This window comes from Rhizorhabdus wittichii (assembly GCF_017607425.1).
Taxonomy (GTDB): Bacteria; Pseudomonadota; Alphaproteobacteria; order Sphingomonadales; family Sphingomonadaceae; genus Rhizorhabdus; species Rhizorhabdus wittichii.
Genome location: NZ_CP059319.1, coordinates 13,770 through 29,861 on the forward strand (window position 1 = coordinate 13,770; position 16,092 = coordinate 29,861).

Here is a 16,092-nt window from a genome sequence, read left to right on the forward strand (position 1 = left end):
ATGCCCCTATAATTACTCCGCGATCGAATTTATCCAGTGGTCAATGGGTTAGCATCGGCGCGTGAGCGTTTGATAGGGTCTTGTGCACACTCGGAGGTAGCAATGGCCCATGTCGTCATGATCCTCCGCGTGGAGTTCCGGCCCGCCTTCGACGCCCTGCTCGCCTGCGCGCATGAGATACGAGAGACGCATGGTGACGAGTGCGCAGCAGCGTGGGCCAGCGCTTCGTTTGATCCAGGGCGGGGCTAGTGCCTAGCCGCCCGCCGTCGCTGCGCGGGCGTTCCGTTGTGAGGCCGGCCAAGGCATCCAACTGGACGCGCCGAGCGTCTCGCCACCAGCGCGGTTATGGCCGCGAGCACGACCTGATGCGCGAGCGCGTGCTGCGCGAGGAGCCGCTCTGCCGGGTGTGCGAGGCCGCCGGGCTGGTCACGGCAACCTCGACCGCCGACCACATCGTGCCGCTGGCCGAGGGCGGCACTGGCGACCGATCGAACTATCAAGGCCTGTGCGGCGACTGCCACAAGGCCAAGACCGCCCGCGAGGCCGCGCGAGCGCGTCTGCGCCGCCGCCCTGCGAACCATTAAAAAACGGCTGAAATCAGCCATTTTTGAGCCCTCGCGGCCCGTCGAGCGCCCGCCCCAGACCGGGGGCGGGTCGAAAGTCAGGGCCCGAGGGCTCTGGGACCGCGCGTGGGGGTCTTTTTTCGCGCGTGCGAATTAAACTTTCGGGGCCATATAAATTTCTGGCGCCGCCGGGAAACAATGTTGCGGGGCCGCCATGAAGCGAGGTCGCAAGCCTGAGCCGGTCGGCGCGAAGTGGGATCGCAACACGATCCAGCCCGTCCGCGATGGCGTGAAAACAGAGGTCGTCGTCCCCGGCGATCCGCCGATCATGCCGGACTACCTGACACCGGAAGCGATCGACGTCTGGGACGAGGTGCTTGGCCGCGTGATGGCGGCGGGCGTGACCGAGATCGATAGCGCCATGTTCGCGCGGTACTGCTCCCTGGAGGCGCTGGTCCGCGCCGCGTTCAAGGCCGGCGGCCCGCCGCCCGCGGCATATCTGACAGTCCTCCGTCAGCATGAGGAGCTGTTGCGGATCGCCGGGCCGAAGAGCCGCGTCGGCGAGGGAGGCAAAGCGGATGGCGCCAAGCCGAGCAACCCGTTCGCGCGCAACGGACACCGAGCACGCTAGGGATTATGCGGCGATCGCGCTGGCCTATGCGAAGGCCGCCGTCGCCGACAAGAAACAGCGGAAGCATTGCAAGTTCGTCCGGCAGGCGGCGCAGCGCCACCTCGACGACCTGAAGCGATCGAAGACAGGGGCGTTCGGCTACAGCTTCTCGGCCTGGCACGCCAACGATGCCTGCGACTTCATTGAGAAGCTGCCCCACATCGAGGGCGTCTGGGACACGCCGGAGATCCGGCTCGAGCCCGCGCAGATATTCGTCATCGCCTGCGTGTTCGGCTGGCGCGTGAAGAAGACCGGCCTTCGCCGCTTCACGATGGTCTATGAGGAGGTCGCGCGAAAGAACGCGAAGTCGACCAAGACGGCCGGCATCTCGCTCTATTGCCTGTGCTGCGAGAACGAGGTCGGCCCCCAGGTGCTGACCGTCGCCACGACGTTCGACCAGGCGAAGAAGGTTTTCCATCCGGCCAAGCGGATGGTCGAGAAAACGCCGGCCCTCCAGGAGGCGTTCGGCGTCATCCCCTGGGCGAAGTCGATCACCTGCGCGGAGAATGGCGGCTATATGCAGCCGCTCCACGCGAAATCGAAATCGCAGGACGGCCACAACCCGCACCTCGTCACACTCGACGAATTCCACGCGCACAAGGATCGCAGCCTCTTCAACGTCATGCGGTCGGCGTTCGGCGCCCGCAAGCAACCGCTGATGTGGATCATCACGACGGCCGGCTCGGACATCAATGGACCCTGCTACGAGGAGCGGGCGTTCGCCGCCAAGGTGCTCAACCGCACCGTCATCGCCGAGCACTATTTCGCGATCATCTTCACGCTCGATCGAGCCGAGGATTATGGCGACGATCGGAAAGAGGGCGACGACCCGTTCGACGAATCGAAGTGGATCAAGGCGAACCCGCTGCTCGGCGCCGCGGTCCAACTCGATGAGCTGCGCCAGTTCGCGATCGAGGCGAAGAACAATCCGGCGGCCGAGGGCGAGTTCAAGACCAAGCGCCTCAATATCTGGATCGGCGCGCTATCGGCCTGGCTGAACGTAACGCAGTGGGAAGCCTGCGCCGACGCCAGCCTGACGCTCGACGATTTCGACGGCCTCGAATGCTATCTGGGCGGCGACCTTTCCAACGTCGACGACCTCTCCGCGCTGGTGCTCGCTGCGGTCGACGCCAACGGGCGCCTGCTGGTGAAGGTCTGGTTCTATGTTCCCGAGGACCGGCTGAAGAGCCAGGACACGGCAACGAAGCAGATCACGGAGCTGTATCAGCGCTGGGCGGACGATGGTCATCTGACAACGACCGCCGGCGACTTCATCGACCATCGCGTCATCGAGGATCAGATCCGCGCTCTCAAGGAGCGCTTCACGATCAAGAAGGCGGTCTTCGACCAGTGGAACAGCGGCCTCGCCATGGCCTCCCGCCTGAACGAGGACTTCGGCGAGCCGGACAACCCGTTCGCCGTCCAGCTGGCGAAGAACGCCAAGAACCATACCGACCCGGCCAAGGCCATCGAGGCGCGCGTGAAGTCCGGTCCGCGGCGCCTGCGGCATGACGGCAATCCGGTGATGAAGTGGATGGTCGGCAACGCCGTGGTCGATCGCCGAACCGACGGCAGTCTTCTTCCGAAGAAGGAGACCGCCAACAGCCCGAACAAGATCGACGGAGTCGACGCCATGATCAACGCGACCGCTCCGATGCTGCTACCCGAGGAGGAAGATACCTCCGTCGACGACTTCATCGCCGCGATGAAGGCGAGCGCCTGATGTCGTGGGGCTTGCTTGACTGGCTGGGATTCGGCCGGACGAAGATATCCGGCCGGGACGGCCAGAATGGCCGCTATTGGCCGAACGGCGACCCGCGCACCGGGCAGGCGACGCCGAAGACCGTTCTCGGCCTTGCGACAGCCTGGGCATGCGTCCGGCTTCGCTCTCGTGTGGTGGGATCGCTGCCGGTCAGCGTCTTCGAGAAAACGGCCACTGCGGCGCGGCGGGAGCGCCAGGATCATTGGCTGTACACGCTGCTGCACGACAGCCCGAACGCGGACCAATCCCCGTTTGAATGGCTGTCCGGACAGATCGGCAATATAGACCTTTGGGGCAACGGCTATTCCGAAAAGTCGGTCAACTCGCTCGGCTGGACGACGTCGCTGACGCCCCTGCCGTCCGACACGATGCGCGTCTGGCGCAAGCCGGATGGGTCGAAAGCCTACACCTTCAACGATCGCGGTAAGGGTGAAACCCTGCCCGAGGACAAGGTGCTGCATCTACGCGGGCTGACGCTCGGGGGCGACGTCGGCCTGTCCGCCGTGCAGGCCGGTTGCCGATCGCTTTCGGGCGCGATCTCGGCCGACCGGACCGCGACGAATATCGTGCGCCAGGGCTTGCAGGTCGCAGGCTTCATGGAGACGGGGCAGAGTAAGCTAAGCCCGGAGCAACGGGCGGACCTGATCGACATATTCGATGCCTTCACCGGCTCGGACGCCGCCGGCAAGATCATGCCGCTGGAGAAGGACTTCAAGTTCGCGCCGCTGCGGATGAACCCGCAGGAGGCGCAGCTGCTTGAGACGCGCGGCTTCAACATTGAGGAAGTCTGCCGCTGGTACGATACCCCGCCGATCCTCGTCGGGCATGCCGCCCAGGGGCAAACGATGTGGGGTACTGGCGTCGAACAGGTCGTCATCGGCTGGCTGACGATGGGCCTGAACCCGCTTCTCGTCAGCATCGAGCAGGCGATGCGCAAGCAGCTGCTTCCACCGGCCGAGCGCACGATCATCAAGGCCGAATTCAACCGCGAGGCGATGCTGGCAACCGACAGCGCCGCTCGGTCCCAGCTTTACGCATCGCTCGGCCAGAACGGCGTCATGACCCGCAATGAGATGCGGTCAAAGGAAAACCTGCCGCCGCTTCCCGGCGGCGACGTGCTCACCGTCCAGTCCAATCTCGTCCCGCTCGACATGCTCGGCAAGGTCCCGCCGCGCAAGGTCCAGCCCGCGCCAGGCGAGCCGATCGAGGAGTAGCCTCCATGTTTCACAAGCAGTTTGCGCTGGAGGTGAAGGACATCACCGATACCGGCGTCATCGAGGGCTATGCCAGCGTCTTCGGCGGATCGCCCGACGCCTATGGCGACGTTGTCCTGCCGGGGGCCTTCACCAACACGCTGAACAAGCACAAGCGCGACGGCACGATGCCCCTGATGCTGTGGGGGCACCAGTCGGGCGAACTGCCGATCGGCGATTGGGTCGACATGAAAGAGGACCGCAAGGGCCTCTGGGCCAAGGGGCAACTCGACCTCGACGACCCTGTCGCGGCGCGCGTGCATCGCGCCATGAAACGGAAATCGGTGCGCGGGCTGTCGATCGGCTATGACACCATCCTTCGCGAGCGAGACCCGAAGAAGCCGGGCGTGAACTTCCTGAAGGAGCTCGACCTCTGGGAAGTCTCGCCGGTCAATTTTCCGGCAAACCGGGCCGCCCAGATCACCCATATCAAATCCATCGCGGGGGCCGACCACCTGCCCACGCTGCCCGAATTCGAGGATTTCCTGCGCGAGGCCGGATTCTCGAAAAGCCAGGCCACGGCGATTGCGTCGAAGGGCCTGGCGCCGCTGCTCCGGGGTGAGCCCGGCAGTACCCCCGATGCCGTCAAGGCGCTCCGCGCCGCAGTCGACGGCTTCCTGAAACCTGCCGCCTAAAGGAGAATCCCCATGGCAGACGAAACGAACGAAACCGACCTGAAGCAGCTCGCCATCGACCTGAAGAAGGCTGCCGACGAGGTGAAGGGCGTTGCCGAAACCACCAACGCCGAGGTCAAGAACCTGGGCAAGGTGACCGAGGAGACGAAGAAGACCGCCGACGAGGCGATGGTCAAGCACAACGAAATCTCGGCGCGCATCACCGAGATCGAGCAGAAGCTGGACCGCCGCGCCCAGGGCGACGACGAACGCGCCGAGGCGCGTAAGTCCGTCGGCCGCATCGTCACCGACAGCCAGGAGCTGAAGGACTGGCTGGGCGGCTCCCGCAAGGGCACCTTCTCCATGCAGGTGAAGGCGATCATCTCGGCGCTCACCACCGACGCCGACGGCTCGGCTGGCGACCTGATCGTACCCGATCGCCGCGGCCTCATCATGCCGGTCGAGCGCCGCATGACCATCCGTGACCTGCTCACCCCAGGCAACACCGGATCGAATGCGATCCAGTACGTGAAGGAAACCGGCTTCACGAACAGCGCGGCCACCGTGTCCGAGACCGCGGGCTCCACCAAGCCGCAGTCGGAACTGAAGTTCGACATCGTCAATTCGGCGGTGACCACCATCGCCCATTGGGTGCTGGCGACGAAGCAGATCCTCGACGACGTCCCGCAGCTGCGGTCGTATATCGATGGCCGGCTTCGCTACGGCCTCCAGTATGCGGAGGAGGGGCAGTTGCTCAACGGCGGCGGCACCGGCACCGACCTGAACGGCATCTACACCCAGGCCACCGCCTATGCGCCGCCGATCACGCCCACCAGCGCGGGCAATCTCACGAAGATCGATGTCATCCGCCTGGCGATGCTGCAGGCGTTCCTCGCCGAGTTGCCGTCGACCGGCATCGTCCTGCATCCGTCGGATTGGGCCGATATCGAGCTGACCAAGACCGACGACAACGCCTACCTGTTCGCCAATCCGCAGAACGGGGCCGATCCCCGCCTGTGGCGCCTCCCGGTCGTCGAGACCCAGGCGATGACGGTGGACAAGTTCCTGACCGGCGCCTTCAAGCTCGGCGCGCAGATCTTCGACCGCGAAGACGCCAATGTCGAAATCTCGACCGAGGATAGCGACAACTTCCGAAAGAACCTGGTCACGATCCGCGCCGAAGAGCGTCTCGCTCTCGCCGTGTATCGCCCGGAGGCTTTCGTGAAGGGCGACTTCTCGGACGCGCTCGCAGCCTAAGCGGAGGCTCCCCGCGAAACTACAGCGCCGCCTCTCTCCGGGGCGGCGCTGACCTTTCAGGAGACAGGCCATGAAGCTCAAGGCCACCGACCAGATTCATATCAGCGCGGTCTCATCCGACACGCTGAAGCCCGGCACCGAGTTCGACGTGTCAGACGCGATGGGCGAGGAGCTGCTGAACAAGCGGCCGGACGCAGTCGCATTCGTCAGCGCCTCGGAACAGGAGCCGCCCGAGCAGGAGAAGGACGCTGTGCAGACAGCCCACCCGACCAAGGACGCCGGTTCCGCGCCCGAGAACAAGGCCGTGCCTGCTGCGCCGGTCAACAAGGCCAAGGCCGGCGCTCCGGCCGCCAAGGCGAAACCCAAGGGCTGACCGCCCGCACCAGGCGCCGCGCGCGCCGATCTCAGGAGAACGTACATGCGCCGCTACAAAGTCACCGTCACGACCGCCGCCGACGGCTCCGCCACGGCCTACACCCCTCGCGTCGCCGGCACTGTCCATCAGATCGAGTATGTGAAGGGCAATTTCGACGACGGCGTCGATTTCACCATCACCGGCGAGGCAACGGGCGTCGGCCTGTGGAGCGAGTCGAACGTCAACGCGTCCACCGTCCGCGCTCCCCGCCAGCCTGCGCACTCCCAGGTAGGTGCGGGACTGCTCTATGCAGCGGGCGGCACCGCGGTCGCGGACAAGATCGCGCTCGCCAGCGATCGGGTGAAGATCGTGATTGCGCAGGGCGGCAACGCCAAGACCGGCACCTTCCACATCATCGTCGACAACGATTGATCCGAACGCCCCTCCAGGCGTGAACCGCGGGGCGGCGTTCCCCTTTGCGCCGTCCCGCACCCTTTCGTGTCAACCATAGGAGCCTGCCATGCGCATCAAGGCCAAGATCGCCTACAACCATGAGATTGGCGCGCTGCCGCGCGGCGCGGTGGTCGAGGAGACCGCGAAGCGCGGAAAGGCGCTGGTCGAGGCGGGCAAGTTCGTCGAGACGACGGACGAGGTCACGCACGGCCCCAAGGCCGAGGCCGCTGCGAAGGCGGAAGACGCGCCCAAGGGCAACGGCGGCAAGGCGGAAGGCAAGGCCGCCTGATATGCGCGTCGTCGTCGTCACGCCCCCGACGCCGGTCGTCAGCTATGCCGAGGCGGTAGTCCGCCTTCGGCTGGCCGGCGGCGCCGACGAGCAGGGCGACGTCGAGATGATGATCGCCGCAGCGACCGCGCTGATCGACGGTCCGGGCGGATGGCTCGGCCGCGCGATCGGCGAACAGATCCTCGAGGCTCGACTGGATGCGTTCTGCGCGTCGATCGATCTTCCCTATCCGCCGATCGCGACCATCGTCAGCGTCAAATATATCGATGCCGCTGGGATCGAGCAGACCGTGCCGTCGAACGACTATGTCCTGGCCGGCCGCAAGCTGACCCCGCTCCCCGGCAAGGCGTGGCCGTCGCCGCGCAACCAGCCCGAGGCGGTGCGCATCCGCTATGACGCCGGTTACGAGGTCGTCCCAGCCAACATCAAATCCGCGATACTCCTGATGACGGGCGACCAGTACCGGCACCGCGATTCGGCGCCCGAGCTGTCGATCGCCGCCGAGCGGCTGCTGGAGCCGCTGAGGGTCTGGGCCTGATGGCGACGCTCGCAGCCGGCGACCTGGATCGCCTCGTCGTCATCAAGCGTGCGCCGATCGTCGACGATGGGTTTTCGCGCAACCGTGGCGTCCCCGCCGAGATCGGCCGGCGCTATGCGAAGAAGGACGATGTCGCGGACGGCGAGCGCCTGCGCGCCGGCCAGCAGGCGCAGGACCTGACGACCCGCTTCCTGATGCGTTGGGACAGCCTGACGATCACCATCAAGCTCGGCGACGTCCTGGAATGCGAGGGCGAGAGCTTCGAGGTGACCGGGAACAAGGAGGCCCGCGGCTACGATCGACGCAGCACGCGCGAGATCGCCGCCGCGGCGCGGCCGGACCTATGAGCCGCTATCGTCGTTCCCGCGTCGAGGGCCTGAAGGAGTGCAACTCGGCGCTCGGCCAGTTGCCGCGCCATGTCGGCAAGGCGACGCTGGTCCGTTTCGGTAAGAAGCGACTGGAGCCGATGGCCGCCTCCGCGCGCGAGAACGCGCCGGAAGACGAGGGCAAGCTGAAGCGCAGCATCATCGTCGGCACCCGCCAGGGTTCGCCGGGCCAGCGCCGCAAGCGGTTCGCCGACAAAGCGACGGTCGAGGTCTATATGGGGCCGACCGCCGACGGCTATCCGCAGGCGCTGCCGCAGGAGTTCGGCGGGCCGAATAATGCCCCGCAGGGCTACATGCGAAAGGCGTGGGACGAGCATAGCGACCAGCTGCTCGACGGCATCGCGGAAGACCTTTCCGGCCAGATCGCCGCCGCCGCCAAGCGCGTTGCGAAGCGCCGGGCTCGAAAGGGCTGACCATGACGATCGGGAACAAGACCCTCGAAGAGTTCGCGCGCAACGCGGACGGCCAGACCTATGACGGCCGGAAGGTCGCGCAATGGCTGTTCGAAGCTATGACCGGCAAGCCCATGAGCGATGCCGAGGCGGCCGATCTCGTTCGTGAGGCGCAGGAGCGCGCCGCTCGCCGCCGAAAGGGCTGATCATGGAGGAATGGCTGCGCGCGAAGATGCTCGCCTCGGCGGGCATCACCGCCATCGCTGGCAACCATGTCGATTGGGGTCTGCGCCCCGCCGGTGATCAGATGCCCGGCATCGGCCTGACCGTGATCAGCAACCCGCTCGCGCGGCGCATGACGGGCAAGCCGACATGGCGTGACGCGCGCGTCCAGGCCGATTGCTGGGCCACGACGCCGGGCGAGGCGATCCGCCTCGGCCGCGCCATCGAGGATCAGTTCGAGGGACTCCGCGAGACCGTCGACGGCAAGAAATATCGCGTCTTCGTCATCGACGCGGACGGCAAGACCGAACCCGATGCGGCCCGCATCGCTCACCGTGCGCAGGTGGATTTGCGCATCTCGTACCAAGTCTGACCAAGGAGGCCGACATGGCTGATACCGCTGCTGATACCGACATCGGTCACCTGACCCTGTTCAAGAAGAAGACCGCCCCGACGACCTATACGACCCTCGCCGAGGTCGTCGAATTCAACCCGCCGGAGATGACGAAGGACGCGGTCGAATATACGCACATGTCGTCGCCCGAGCGCTGGCGCGAGTTCAAGCCGGGCCTGAAGGATGGCGGCGACACGACGCTGACGTACAACCTGATCCCCGGCGAGGCCGACGACGACACGATCGCCGACAGCTTCGCCTCCGACGTGGTCGAGGAATGGCGGGTCGAGTTCCCCAACGGCGCGACGCTCGACATCAAGGGCTTCTTCACCGCGCATTCGCGCGCGACGCCGCTCGAGGATCGCATGACCGGCGCCGCCACCTTCAAGGTGTCGGGCAAGCCCGTTCTGACCCCGGCCGCGTAATGACGACCGCCAATCCGCTGCTGGGCGAGGTCGCCCTGCCGCCCGTGAACGTCGCCGGTTTCGAGGCCGGCGGCGTCATGGTCCTGGACTTCAACGCGCTGTGTTCGCTGGAAGGCGTGCTCGCCAAGAAGATCGATGAGATCGGAACCGCCGTGCTGGAAAGCCCGAGCATGATGCGCACCGTCATGCGCGTCGCGCTCGAGCAGCACCATCCGACGGTCGACGAGATCGAGGCCGGTCGCGTCATCCAGGCGGTCGGCCTCGATGTCGCCGCCGAGCTGATCCTGAAGGCTTTCACGCTTTCGTTCCCGGAGGCGGCCCCGGGAGGCACCGCGGACCCTCGGACGACGGCGGCACCGGCTGGGACTGGTGGCGCTGCTTCGAAATCTGGGTCGAAATCGGCCAAGCCCCCGAAGCGTTCTGGCGGCAAACCCCGCGCCTCTTCGCGAAAGTAGTCGCCGCCCGCGCAACCGCCGCGCAGGTCGAACAGGATCGCATGATTTGGGCGGCCTGGAACACGGCGGCGCTCCAGCGCGCGAAGAAGATGCCGGCGCTCGACAAGCTGCTGGCCCCCAAGAAGCCGAAGGCTAAACGAGGGAAGGCCAAGCCCTGGCAGCAGATGCTGGGCGCCTGGGAAAAGACCCTCGCACGAAAATGATAGACAACCGCCTGCATTCGCGCCACCGATTGGCGCGGAGGGCTGCTATGCGGAACGGGGTTATTGCGGCGACATTGATGTTGTTGACGTCCTGCGATCGCGAACCGACGGAAGTTGAGCGCGCCCAAGCCAATATCCGCGCCGCCCGTGAAGGACGGCCGATCGATCTTGGTCCTATCGATATGTCTGTCTACAGCGGCGTTCACGAGGGAATGACCTACGAAGAGGTGCGCGGACGCCTCGCCCGATCCGGCGAGGAACTATCGTCTAACGAAATCGCTGGTATCAAAACCGTCATGTATCAGTGGAGCAATCCCGACGGTTCGAATATGAACGCGATATTCCAGAACGGGCGCCTAGTTCAAAAAGCGCAGTTCGGCCTCAAGTAGCCCTACCCAAAATATTATTTTCGTGCGGCCCTGATTTCGGGGCCTTTTGTTGTTGCGGAGGCCCGCATGGCATCGTCGATCATCGGCCAGCTCCGTGTGATTCTCGGGATCGACACGGCCCAATTCGACAAGGGGCTCGACGAGAGCCAGCGGTCGATGATCAAGGCCGGCCGCAATTTCGAGCGGCTGGGCCAGCGGGTCGAGGGCATCGGCAAGAGCATGTCGATCGCGCTGACGCTGCCGCTCACCGCGATCGGCGGCGGCGCGCTCAAGATGGCGGCCGACTTCGAAAGCGCCATGAACCGCGTCGAGGCGGCCACCGGCGCGAGCGGCGCGGAGCTCAAGGCGCTGCGCGATCAGGCGAAGGCGTTCGGCGCGGACAAGGGGGTGACCGCCACCGCCGCTCAGACCGCCGACGTCATGGAGGCGCTGGCGAAGAACGGCCTCAACACGACCCAGATCCTTGACGGTGCGACCGAGGCGACGCTGCGCCTCGCCGCCGCCAACAATGCCGAGTTCGCGCCCGCCGCCGACCTGTCGACCGACATCATGCAGCAGTTCGGCAAGAAGGCGACCGACCTCAATACGGTCGTCGACAAGCTGACCGGCGGCATGCTCGTTTCCAAGTTCGGCTTCGACGATTACCGGCTCGCCATGGGTCAGGCCGGCGGCGTCGCGGGCGGCCTCGGGCTGACCTTCGAAGACACCAACGTCGCGCTCGCCGCCACGGCCGCGCTGTTCGCGTCGGGCTCGGATGCCGGCACCAGCTTCAAGACTTTCCTGACCAAGCTCAACCCGGCCTCGAAGGAGGCCGCGACGCTGATGAAGCAGCTCGGTCTGAACTTCTTCCAGGCCAACGGCCAGATGAAGCCGCTCGCCGAGATCGCGCAGGTCCTCAAGGACCAGCTCGGCGGGCTCGCCGACGAGGCGAAAACGAAGGCGCTGACGACGATCTTCGGCACCGACGCGATGCGGACGGCGGTCGGCCTGATGAACCAGGGCGCCGACGGCCTCGCGCGGATCAACGCCGAGATCAACAAGGCATCGGCCCAGCAGCAGATGGATGCCCGGATGAAGGGCCTCTCCGGCATGCTCGTCCAACTGCGCAAGATGGCCGAGGCCGCCGCGATAGCGTTCGGCGATAGTGGGCTGCTCGCCGCCGGCACGCGCGTCATCGCCATGCTCGGCGACCTGCTCCAGGTCTTCGCCGCGCTGCCCGAGCCGGTGCAGACCGGCATCATCGCCCTGATCGGTCTTGCCGCTGCCGCGGGCCCGGTCGTCGCGGTCGGCGGTCGGCTGATCATGGTCTGGGGCAGTCTCATGCAGATGGGCCCGCGCCTGATCGCGGTGCTCGCCGGCACGGCCGCCGCCGAGGTCGCGGTCGGCACCGGCGCGGCTGGTGCGGTCGGCGGCGTCACGGCGCTGAAGGCTGCAATGGGTTTCTTCCTGTCGCCGTGGGGGATCGCCATCGCCGCTATCGCGACGGCGATCGGGCTCATCGCCATCAACGCCGCGCAGGCTACGCCGACCGTCGACGAGGCCGCGAAGCGGATTCGCGACATGCGCGACGCTGCCGCCAAGGCTCCCGACGCGATCGAGAAGGTCGGCGACACGATGAAGTCGACCGGCGACCGGGTCGAGCAGGCGGTCAAGCGCCTGAAGGACGCCACGGCCGCGCTCTACGGCATTGAGGCCGGCGCGGCGGCGGCCGGCCGCGGCCTCGCGCAGATCGAGCTGGCGAAGGCGCAGGCGAACCTCAAGGCGGTGCAGGGCGACGACGACCGCACCATGTTCGCCAAGATGATGGGCGTGAAGCAGGGGCAGAGCGCTTATCACAAGGCGCGCGTCCGCTCGGCGCAGGCGATCGTCGACCAGGCCCAGAGGGATTACGACGTCCAGGCCAAGGCCGAGGCCCAGGCGATCGCCCGCGCCAAGGCCCGCCAGGCGGCGATCGCGGGCGGCGGCGAACCCCCGGCCGCGACGCTCGAAAATCCCGCGCTCGACACCGGCGGTTCCGGCCGAAAGAAGAAGGACCGCACCGAAGCCCTGCTCGCACGCCGCGCGGAGATGGAGCTTCAGGTCAAGATGCAGGCCGCCCAGGAGCGCGGCGACCTCGCCGAGGCCCAGGCGCTCGAGGACAAGCTGAACCTCACCCGGCAGATCGCCGACTATGAGCAGACCGGCCTGTCGAAGGCCGACGCCCGCGTTGCTGCCGAGCGCGACATGAAGCTGTTGCAGGAAGCTCGGGCGAAGGCGAACGCCAAGGCCATCGCCGACGAGCAGACCGCGCTCGCGCTCGACGTCGCCCAGATCCAGCAGAACGCCAAGCTGGAGGATGCGCTGCGCCGTCAGCAGGAACTGGAAAGCCGCATCCAGTTCTACAAGGAAAAGGGCCTGTCGATCGACCAGGCCACTATCCAGGCGAAGGCCGACCAGCTCAAGGTCGACGAGGCCCGCGCCGCGATCCAGAAGCGCATGCTCGACGATGCCGAGCAGAACCGCCAGTTGGAGCTCGCGCGCGCGCGGGGCGACAACCCGAACGACGTCCGCGCCATGGAACAAGCCATCTGGATTCGCGACCGCGCGCGCGACATCGAGCGCGACCAGAACCTCGCGCCGGGCGAGGGGGTCGGGAAGGCGACCACCGAGGCGATCGAGGGCGAGCGGGCCCGGATGCAGGGGATTTTCCGCGACACCTTCAAGGACGGATTCCGCGCGGCGCTGACCGGCGACCTGAAGGGCTTCGTCAAGAATTTCTGGCAGAACGCCATCATGGACGCGGCGCAGAACGCGCTCAACAGCCTCGCCGACGGCCTGTTCAAGTTCCTGACCCGGGGCAAGGGCGGCGGCGGCATCTTCGGGGCGCTCGGCAGCGTCTTCAAGGGGGCGTCGAGCCTGTTCGGTGGCGGCACCTTCACCGGACCCAACATCGACACCGACGCGATCCAGGCGTCGATCGGCAAGACCGAACTCCACGCCTTCAAGGATGGCGGGTCGTTCAAGGTCGCCGGCATGTCCGGCATCGACCGAAACGTAGTCAGCTTCCGCGCGAGCAAGGGCGAGATGGTCGATATCCGCAAGCCCGGCAATGATCGCGGCCCCGGCGGGGACAGCTACCATTTCGAGGGCAACCTGCTGACGCCGGAGTGGTGGGCGATGATCAACCGCGGCGACATGGTGGCGGCGCAGCGCGGCGCGGCCGGCGGTAGCGCGATGGCGCAGACGGAGCTGCGGCGCCGCGGGCGCCAGCGATTGGGGCGAAGCTGATGGCGATCCTCATCCCCTCCTTTCCCGGCCCCGCGAGCGCCGTCCCCGGCTACCTCGATTGGGGCGGCGTCATCAGTTCGCCGCTCGGTGGCGTCGACCAGAAGCTGAACCGGCTCGGCGACCGCTTCACCATCGACGTCACCATGAACACGATGCCGACGCCCGAGGATGCGACCGCCTGGGTCGCCGCGCTTATCCAAGCGCAGAAGGATGGCGGCATCTTCCCATGGCCGCAGGCGATTACCGTCAGCGGCAGCGGCGACGCGGCCGTCGACGGGCCGGGGCAGGCGGGCACGACGCTGAAGCTTCGGGGCCTGTCGAGCGGCCGCACCTTCCTGCGAGGGCAGTTCATCTCGGTCATCCACGGCGGCCGGCGCTATCTGCATATCATCGCGGCAGCCGCCACGGCCAATAGCGCCGGCAAGGTTTCGCTGGCGGTCGAACCCATGCTGCGCGTCGCCTATTCGGACGGCGCCCTGGTCGAGATCGACGAACCGAAGATCGAGGGCTTCCTCGAGGGTAATCGCCGCGACTGGACGATCGATGTCGCGATGAACATCGGCCTCCAGTTCCGGATCACGGAGGCGGAATAGTGACCAGCCTGACCGTTCAACTCGACGCGGCCTTGAGCAGCCCGGCGCCGACGATCTTCGGCGCGGTCTCGATCGACCTGCCCGGCCGGCAGATCAACCTGCTCGACGGAGCCGCGAGCCTCACCTTCAACGGCCGGAACTATACGGGCCGCGACCCGGTCTATGGCACGCTGTCGGCGATCTCGAACCTGACGGACGGCATGGGCAATGAGGCGCCCCGCCTGTCGATCACGCTATTGCCGGCGAGCGATGCCGCCGCCGCCGACCTGGCCGGGCCGGATATGCAGGGCTCCATCGTTACCATCTATTTCGGCGCGGTCGAGCGGACGACCGGACAGGTCGTGCCGAACCCGCATCTGCTGTTCGTCGGCGAGCTCGACGTGCCGTTCCTGACGGCTGGCGAGAATATACGCGAGCTCGAATATGAGGTCGCGTCGATCTTCGAGCGCTTCTTCGCCGACGACGAGGGCGCGCGCCTGTCCGATGGCTTCCACCAGTCCGTCTGGCCGGGCGAGGAGGGCTTCGCCTTCCAGACCGGTGTCCCGCAGGGGGTGTACTGGGGCGTTGAAGCCCCGCCGCGGCCGGTCACCAATACCGGCATCGGATTCGGCGGGATCGGCGGCGTCTTCGGCGGCGACATGTGGATGCTGCAGCAATGACGACGGAGACCCCGGAGGCGGAACTGCGGCGCCTGGCTGCGCAGGCGACGCTCGACGAGTTCAAGGACAAGCCGTTCCGGCTGGGCGAGCGCGATTGCGTGCGGATGGCGGCGGCGCATCTCCGCCGGCTGGGCTATCAGGTGAAGCTACCGCCGAAGGGCAGCTATCGCACGGTGCGCGCGGCGCGCAAGGCGCTCGCCGACCGGGGTTTCGCGGATCTCTGCGAGGCGGTCGACGCGCACGGCTTGGAGCGCATCCCGCCGGCCGCCGCCGTCGTGGGCGATATCATCGCCTGTCCCGGAACAGATGATTTCGGGCCGGCGCTCCATGTCGCGCTCGGCAATGGCCGGACGGTCGCTTATCATGAGGACCTGGTAGGGGCGGGAGTGCTGCAACCGCTCGAATATGTGACGGCATGGCGGGCGAAGCCAAGGAGCGGGAAATGACCGAGGAACAGCGGCGGGGAAACGCGCAGATCGCCGAACAGGACTACAACGCCGCGGTCCTCGATGCCGCCGACCGCGTGAAGATCCAGCACGCCCTGGCCGATCGCATGTTGCAAGCCCTTCTGATCGCCAACGGCGGCGGCCTGATCGGATTGTTCACCTTCGTCGGCAACGTCGCGGCCAGCAAATCGGCGGCGATCCGCTTCGATTTTCCATGGCTGCACGCGGCGTTCGCATTGTTCGTGGCCGGACTGGTCTTCGGACTCGCGGCGCACGTCGCCGGGTTCGTATCGCAGGACCGGTTCTATAATCAGGCGATTATAGAAATCCGGGACGCCCAGAAGAACATGCTGGTGGGAGGGCCTCGCGCCCCCGGCGAGGAACTCGAGCGCTTCAATGCACAAGGCTTGCGGGCCTACAAGATCGGCATTGGCCTGGCCGTGATCTCGACGATCGCCTTTGCCGCTGGGTGCGGCGCCGCGCTGTTCGCGGTTCAGGGTTGAGTAG

The 16,092-nt window shown here is 66.4% G+C and carries 23 protein-coding genes; all 23 read left to right on the forward strand.

Annotation, left to right across the window (positions count from 1 at the left end; translation table 11 throughout):
- Positions 1–287 precede the first annotated feature (287 nt).
- The gene (locus tag HRJ34_RS00115) at positions 288–584 is read left to right on the forward strand and encodes an HNH endonuclease (RefSeq protein WP_226948983.1); all 297 of its coding nucleotides are present in this window, start codon (positions 288–290) and stop codon (positions 582–584) included.
- A 193-nt stretch (positions 585–777) separates the two neighbouring features.
- Positions 778–1,194, forward strand: coding sequence for a hypothetical protein (locus HRJ34_RS00120; RefSeq protein WP_208633007.1), 417 nt, complete (start codon positions 778–780; stop codon positions 1,192–1,194).
- Positions 1,142–2,956 (forward strand): terminase large subunit, encoded by a 1,815-nt coding sequence (locus HRJ34_RS00125; RefSeq protein WP_208633008.1) that lies wholly within the window; start codon positions 1,142–1,144, stop codon positions 2,954–2,956. The genes HRJ34_RS00120 and HRJ34_RS00125 overlap by 53 nt, the downstream gene beginning before the upstream one ends.
- Positions 2,956–4,209 carry a phage portal protein gene (locus HRJ34_RS00130; RefSeq protein WP_208633009.1) on the forward strand — a complete coding sequence of 418 codons (1,254 nt, stop codon included), beginning with the start codon at positions 2,956–2,958 and terminating at the stop codon, positions 4,207–4,209. Before HRJ34_RS00125 ends, HRJ34_RS00130 begins: the two co-directional genes overlap by 1 nt.
- A 32-nt stretch (positions 4,210–4,241) precedes the next feature.
- Positions 4,242–4,883: an HK97 family phage prohead protease gene (locus tag HRJ34_RS00135; RefSeq protein WP_208633010.1), complete on the forward strand. Its 642-nt coding sequence runs from the start codon at positions 4,242–4,244 to the stop codon at positions 4,881–4,883.
- A gap of 12 nt (positions 4,884–4,895) precedes the next feature.
- Positions 4,896–6,119, forward strand: a complete 1,224-nt coding sequence (locus tag HRJ34_RS00140; protein WP_208633011.1) for a phage major capsid protein — start codon at positions 4,896–4,898, stop codon at positions 6,117–6,119.
- 70 nt (positions 6,120–6,189) lie between these two features.
- A complete protein-coding gene (locus HRJ34_RS00145) occupies positions 6,190–6,492 on the forward strand; it encodes a hypothetical protein (protein WP_208633012.1) in 303 nt (100 codons plus the stop codon).
- 45 nt (positions 6,493–6,537) lie between these two features.
- Positions 6,538–6,906, forward strand: coding sequence for a hypothetical protein (locus HRJ34_RS00150; RefSeq protein WP_208633013.1), 369 nt, complete (start codon positions 6,538–6,540; stop codon positions 6,904–6,906).
- An 88-nt stretch (positions 6,907–6,994) separates the two neighbouring features.
- Positions 6,995–7,216, forward strand: a complete 222-nt coding sequence (locus HRJ34_RS00155; protein ID WP_208633014.1) for a hypothetical protein — start codon at positions 6,995–6,997, stop codon at positions 7,214–7,216.
- A 1-nt stretch (position 7,217) separates the two neighbouring features.
- Positions 7,218–7,754 (forward strand): head-tail connector protein, encoded by a 537-nt coding sequence (locus tag HRJ34_RS00160; RefSeq protein ID WP_208633015.1) that lies wholly within the window; start codon positions 7,218–7,220, stop codon positions 7,752–7,754.
- Positions 7,754–8,101 (forward strand): phage head completion protein, encoded by a 348-nt coding sequence (locus tag HRJ34_RS00165; protein ID WP_208633016.1) that lies wholly within the window; start codon positions 7,754–7,756, stop codon positions 8,099–8,101. The genes HRJ34_RS00160 and HRJ34_RS00165 overlap by 1 nt, the downstream gene beginning before the upstream one ends.
- Positions 8,098–8,553, forward strand: coding sequence for an HK97 gp10 family phage protein (locus HRJ34_RS00170; protein WP_208633017.1), 456 nt, complete (start codon positions 8,098–8,100; stop codon positions 8,551–8,553). Before HRJ34_RS00165 ends, HRJ34_RS00170 begins: the two co-directional genes overlap by 4 nt.
- Positions 8,554–8,555: 2 nt before the next feature.
- The gene (locus HRJ34_RS00175; protein ID WP_208633018.1) at positions 8,556–8,738 is read left to right on the forward strand and encodes a hypothetical protein; all 183 of its coding nucleotides are present in this window, start codon (positions 8,556–8,558) and stop codon (positions 8,736–8,738) included.
- A gap of 2 nt (positions 8,739–8,740) precedes the next feature.
- Positions 8,741–9,127 (forward strand): tail completion protein gp17, encoded by a 387-nt coding sequence (gene gp17 / locus HRJ34_RS00180; RefSeq protein ID WP_208633019.1) that lies wholly within the window; start codon positions 8,741–8,743, stop codon positions 9,125–9,127.
- A 14-nt stretch (positions 9,128–9,141) separates the two neighbouring features.
- Positions 9,142–9,573: a phage tail tube protein gene (locus tag HRJ34_RS00185; protein ID WP_208633020.1), complete on the forward strand. Its 432-nt coding sequence runs from the start codon at positions 9,142–9,144 to the stop codon at positions 9,571–9,573.
- A complete protein-coding gene (locus HRJ34_RS00190) occupies positions 9,573–10,028 on the forward strand; it encodes a hypothetical protein (protein WP_208633021.1) in 456 nt (151 codons plus the stop codon). The genes HRJ34_RS00185 and HRJ34_RS00190 overlap by 1 nt, the downstream gene beginning before the upstream one ends.
- Positions 10,029–10,069: 41 nt before the next feature.
- Complete coding sequence (locus HRJ34_RS00195) at positions 10,070–10,231, forward strand: hypothetical protein (RefSeq protein ID WP_208633022.1); 162 nt, start codon at positions 10,070–10,072, stop codon at positions 10,229–10,231.
- Positions 10,232–10,278: 47 nt separating this feature from the next.
- Entirely contained in the window at positions 10,279–10,620 is a 342-nt protein-coding gene (locus HRJ34_RS00200; RefSeq protein ID WP_208633023.1) for a hypothetical protein, read from the forward strand.
- 66 nt (positions 10,621–10,686) lie between these two features.
- Complete coding sequence (locus HRJ34_RS00205; protein WP_208633024.1) at positions 10,687–13,887, forward strand: phage tail tape measure protein; 3,201 nt, start codon at positions 10,687–10,689, stop codon at positions 13,885–13,887.
- Positions 13,887–14,480, forward strand: coding sequence for a hypothetical protein (locus tag HRJ34_RS00210; protein WP_208633025.1), 594 nt, complete (start codon positions 13,887–13,889; stop codon positions 14,478–14,480). The genes HRJ34_RS00205 and HRJ34_RS00210 overlap by 1 nt, the downstream gene beginning before the upstream one ends.
- Complete coding sequence (locus HRJ34_RS00215; protein ID WP_208633026.1) at positions 14,480–15,139, forward strand: hypothetical protein; 660 nt, start codon at positions 14,480–14,482, stop codon at positions 15,137–15,139. The genes HRJ34_RS00210 and HRJ34_RS00215 overlap by 1 nt, the downstream gene beginning before the upstream one ends.
- A complete protein-coding gene (locus tag HRJ34_RS00220) occupies positions 15,136–15,585 on the forward strand; it encodes a DUF6950 family protein (protein ID WP_208633027.1) in 450 nt (149 codons plus the stop codon). Before HRJ34_RS00215 ends, HRJ34_RS00220 begins: the two co-directional genes overlap by 4 nt.
- Entirely contained in the window at positions 15,555–16,088 is a 534-nt protein-coding gene (locus HRJ34_RS00225; protein WP_208633028.1) for a hypothetical protein, read from the forward strand. The genes HRJ34_RS00220 and HRJ34_RS00225 overlap by 31 nt, the downstream gene beginning before the upstream one ends.
- Positions 16,089–16,092 lie beyond the last annotated feature (4 nt).